Here is a 1,016-nt window from a genome sequence, read left to right as displayed (position 1 = left end):
GGGGATTCCTACTTCTAGACGCTTAAGCCCAAGCGCAAGAATGTTTTTAGCGGCATTTACATCCCGAAGGTTGTAACTGCCACATTCACATATCCATTCTCTTATTCGCAAATCTATCCTACCTTTCGGACTGCTTGTGGTGATTTCACCACAGCACGAACAGATTTGGGTTGTGAATTTTTCACTGACTTCTTCAAACAATACTTTTGCGTTCTCGCATTTATATCGAAGCATTGTTGTGAATGCTGAAAACCCTGTATCCAAAACAGATTTCGCCATTTTACTTTTTACAAGCTTTTTAGCACTGAGATCACCAACGATAATGAGTGCATTTCCCTTAACAAGCATGGTGCTTGCCTTATGCAAATGGTCTTTACGGCAATTTGCAATCTTGGCGTGTAATGCACGGACACGTTTCTTATTTCTTGCTCGTTGAGCAATACCTAGTTTCTTTTCATATTTACAATAGAATTTAGGGTTTGAAATCACTGTACCATCTGAACAGGTTGCAACGTCTTTCAAACCTAGATCAATACCTATAGCTTTAGTTGCTGTTGGTTTTTCTTGTTTCAGTGAATCAACAACAAGGCACACATACCAACGCCCACGACTATCCTCAACGAATGAGCCTGTCTTAACGGCATATTTGCTTAGACCATAGCTGTCCCAAAGCTTAAATTGGTGCTTGCCATATTGAACATATCCATCAGCATACTTAATTGCTACTTTCTTAAAGGGTATCCACCCAAGCGATTTTCTTGCTGATTTCTTGTTGCTTACACGCCATTTGAGCTTTGCTTTCTTGAACTGCTTTCTACGTGTGACTAATTCTTCGGTGACAGCCTGAATAGTTTGGCTGTGCAAACCACACTCTTTAGATGTGCCTTTGGTGTATTGAGCAATATCAAATGCAGATAGAAATTCACCTTTTCTTTTTAGGTGTTTAAAGCTTAAATCATTCACATAATTCCAAACAAAATTCACCTCAGATGCTAATTGAATCAGCACCTTTGCGT

1 protein-coding gene is annotated in these 1,016 nt (G+C 39.5%); it reads right to left on the bottom strand.

Annotated features, from left to right (window positions below):
* Nucleotides 1–1,008: RNA-guided endonuclease InsQ/TnpB family protein (locus tag D7V32_RS17015; RefSeq protein ID WP_228200247.1), on the bottom strand; the 1,008-nt coding region annotated here is incomplete at its 3' end.
* Nucleotides 1,009–1,016 lie beyond the last annotated feature (8 nt).

The organism is Acinetobacter tianfuensis (assembly GCF_003611465.1).
Classification (GTDB): Bacteria; Pseudomonadota; Gammaproteobacteria; order Pseudomonadales; family Moraxellaceae; genus Acinetobacter; species Acinetobacter tianfuensis.
This window is presented reverse-complemented; position numbering and strand designations above follow the sequence as displayed.